Genomic DNA, 272 nt, shown 5'->3' with positions numbered 1-272 from the left:
GGAGTGAAAGGTCCGTTTAAATGAGGGGTAAGTTCAGAAAGGTTGATTTCTATTAATTGATCGAAGTATTGCTCAGGGTTTGCGTACACTTCAGCGTCACCGGTTAAGTGTTCTGCAATCTGGTCTGCAGCATCCACTACATCCTGTCTTCCGGTAGAAGCAAGATATCTTCTCATAGAATCATCATATCCGAAAGTAGAAGTGGTAGCACCGATTTCAGCACCCATGTTACAGATTGTTCCTTTTCCTGTTGCGGAAAGAGATTCTGCACC

General features: G+C 43.8%; 1 protein-coding gene. It reads right to left on the bottom strand.

Translation table 11 applies throughout. From position 1 onward, the window contains the following. Positions 1-227, bottom strand: a 227-nt coding sequence (locus ACPYOJ_RS35395; RefSeq protein WP_481420393.1) for an aconitase family protein, incomplete at its 3' end; no start/stop codon positions are given. Positions 228-272: the final 45 nt, after the last annotated feature.

It is taken from the genome of Rhizobium sp. SVR5-9E (genome assembly GCF_056755095.1).
This window is presented reverse-complemented; position numbering and strand designations above follow the sequence as displayed.